Annotated in this window: 3 protein-coding genes and 1 pseudogene; 1 reads left to right on the forward strand and 3 read right to left on the reverse strand. The window is 61.5% G+C overall.

The genetic code is table 11. The features are described from left to right. Positions 1 to 1,039 (reverse strand): acyltransferase family protein (locus ACE3S9_RS17670; RefSeq protein WP_374547795.1); only part of this gene is annotated, 1,039 nt, incomplete at its 3' end. Between the two features lie 339 nt (positions 1,040 to 1,378). On the opposite strand from ACE3S9_RS17670, the pseudogene ACE3S9_RS17675 reads away from it, so the two are divergent. After that, positions 1,379 to 1,573 (forward strand): annotated as a pseudogene (locus ACE3S9_RS17675) (dihydrofolate reductase family protein); the annotation flags it as partial. 75 nt (positions 1,574 to 1,648) lie between these two features. On the opposite strand, the gene ACE3S9_RS17680 reads toward ACE3S9_RS17675, so the two are convergent. Both ACE3S9_RS17680 and ACE3S9_RS17685 read right to left on the reverse strand, forming a co-directional pair. Next, complete coding sequence (locus ACE3S9_RS17680) at positions 1,649 to 2,632, reverse strand: glycosyltransferase family 2 protein (RefSeq protein ID WP_374547796.1); 984 nt, start codon at positions 2,630 to 2,632, stop codon at positions 1,649 to 1,651. A 48-nt stretch (positions 2,633 to 2,680) separates the two neighbouring features. After that, a partial coding sequence (locus ACE3S9_RS17685; protein ID WP_374547797.1) for a hypothetical protein occupies positions 2,681 to 3,006 on the reverse strand: 326 nt, incomplete at its 5' end.

Consider the following 3,006-nt stretch of genomic DNA (forward strand, 5'->3'; position numbering starts at 1 on the left):
CGACCTCGCCCACAACAGGGCGCGCCTTTGCCTTGCCGCGCGTCAAGCGGAGGATCGGCTTCTCGATCATGAGATGGACGACGACGCCCGCCGCCACCGAGACCGACAGCGCGCCGCCGAACAGGATGGCCGGCGGAAGATGGCCGTGGCCAAGCTTCGCATTGATCATCGCAATGGCCGAAATCGCCATCGAATGAACCAGATAGATCGAATAGGAGGCGTCGCCCAGCAACAGGCTCCATTTCGGGAAACGCCAGCCGTAGCGGCGCTCGCAGAGAACGGCCCCGACGATGATGGCGGCGAATCCGATCGCGAACTGGGTCAGCAGCGGCGGCATCCGCATCGCCAATTCCTGCCCCGGCGCGCCGATCAGCGTATAGCCCAGCAAAGCCACGCCGAGCGCGAGGACGAACGGCCCCAGGGCGTTGGTGACGCGGGTCGCGACCCAGCAGGCGGCCATGCCAAACAGGAAATAAATGTTCCAGATGCTCAGCAGGCCCCAATCCGGACCGAGTTCCGCGAAATCCGGGAAGGGCTCGACCGTGTTGCGCAGAAGAATGGCGAGCGCCCATAGCGCCATGATGACGACGCCGGCGCGCCGCCACAGAATGAGGGCGGCGAAGACGATATAGAATTTCATTTCCAGCAGGAGCGTCCAGGCGACCTTGAGCGGCAGCGGCGGCGCGTCCATGATCTGGAACAGCGAATAGGCCGAAAACAGCGCACGCGGGCTCAGATCGACGCCATGCGAGCCGATTCCGCGCATCGCCATCACGACGAACAGGGTCAGGAAGATCCAATAGATCGGATAGACGCGCGCGACGCGCCGCCAGAAATAACGTCCGATCGAGGCCTTATTGCCGATATCGCCGGAATGGGCGAATAAAATGATGAAGCCGCTCAGGACGAAAAAGAAATTGACGCCGATCCAGCCTAGATTTGCGACGCTTCCGAATATTTCGTAACCGCCATATTCTTTCATCGATAAGATGACATGCGTGTGATAGAAGGCGACTGCGAGCGCCGCAATGCCTCGCATGACCTGAATGCCTGAAAGATTGCCCCGCCCGACCGGTTTTTCATTCTTTTTCGGCGCCGGATTGAAATTGATGCGTCCGAAATCGATGAGTGGCGCTTGTCTGCCGCCTGGAAACGCAGCAACTCCGGCCGCATGGAAACGTGACAACATTCTGGCCTCCTTGCATCGGTGGAAGCCACGAAAAACCACAATCCGTTATCAACAGTTTTCGCAAGCTCACCCAAGATCAAGCTAAACTAAAATTTTCGTTAAAAAAAGCGCACATTCACGCCATAGTTTCCGCACATTTCGGGCAAGTCATTCGCCAAGACTTTGATACCGTCCCATTCGCCATCGCCCGCATCACCGGAACTGGCGGGGAGTCTGACCGAGCTTGGCCTTATCGATGAATATCGACTCTACCTCCGCCCCATCGTCCTTGGCGGCGGCAAGCCATTCTTCACCGGTCCCCACGCGCCGCTCCGCCTCGTGGCAAGCGATCAGTTGGGCGAGAACACGATCAGATTGACCTATGTTCGCGCCGAGTCTTGGTGAAGAAGCCCCGACGACGCTTGGCCGGCTGCCCCGAAATCGGAGGGGAGTGGAAAACGAAGCGAAGGAACAGAGCCGTCAAATCGACGACAGTTCCACATAGTCGATCTTTGTCGCCGGCGGGATCCGCCTCTGGAACAGACCCGCGACCAGGCCGTAGCCGTAAACGTTCCACATCGCGAAGGAATAGAGCCCGGTGGTCAGGGATTTGCGGCGGACGGCCAGAAAGGCGAGTGGAATCAGCACCAGAGCGAGACTGACCGGCCAGGCCTTGAAGGCGAAATACAGCACCAGCAACCACCAGACGATCACGACGGCGGCATTCCGGACATGGCCGAGCTGTCGAACGACGATCGGAAATTGCGGCCGGCCGATGGCGGCGCGCACCACCTCGCCCGCCGCGCTGGCATAGCCCGTGCGCAGCCATTTCGCCAGCAGGCCGAATCCCGCGCCCGTATGGCCGTAATGCTCGACCGCCGGCGCCTCGATCCGCGCCAGCTTCCAGCCCGCCGCTTGCAGCCTTGCGCCCAGTTCGAATTCCTCGAAGGCGTGAAGGTTGCGGTCCGCGAAATAGCCGACCGTTTTCAAGGCGTCCGCGCGGTAGAGGCCGCCGCAATCGAGCCGGTCGACCACGCCGACGCGCAGGCCGGGATCGGTTTCGTTTGATTCGGCCCGAATGCGATATTCCACATTCTCCGTGTTCATCTGCCGCACGCGCCCGCCCACGCCGGCGACGTCGGGATGATTCCGCAAATATTCTATGCCGGTCGCCAGAAAGTCCGGCGACAGGACCATGTCGCCGTCGAGCATGTAATAGAAGGCGCCGCTCGCATTCTGAAACGCCAGTTGCGCGCCCGCGCCACAGGAGCGTTGCGAGGGATCGGCGAGCTGGAAGATCCGTACCGGGAATTTCTTGGCGATCTCGATCGTCCGGTCGGTCGATCCGCAATCGCCGAGGATGACCTCGCCCCGATAGGGCGCCACGGCGGCTACGGCGCTGGCGAGGCAGGCCTCGATGTGACGTTCTTCGTTCAGCGCCTTGACGCCCACAGTGACGATCATCGGATTTCCGTCGCTCCCCAACGCCTCGGATAACACCGCCCCGCCGCCTTACGCGCAGGACGCCTGCGCCGTTTGTGGATCAAGCGCCTTGGCGCCGCAAGCCCTGAACCACGCCCGCGCCTGACGATGAATCCACAGGGCGTAGACGCCCTCGCCGATCAAAATGCCGATCAGCGAAATCAAGGCGCCGTAGTTGAACAGCAGGATGGCGACGGTCGCGATGGAGGCGCCCGAGGAATAGACGCTGGCCATGGCCAGCGGCCGAAACACCCCCGCCGCCTGCAACAAAGCGCTTTCGGGCGTCCGCATCAGGCGGACGAAGGCAATCGCCAGCCAGATCGCCGCGCCGATCGACAGCTCCTCCGTCGAATAGC

This window comes from Rhodoblastus sp., assembly GCF_041915505.1.
Taxonomy (GTDB): Bacteria; Pseudomonadota; Alphaproteobacteria; order Rhizobiales; family Beijerinckiaceae; genus Rhodoblastus.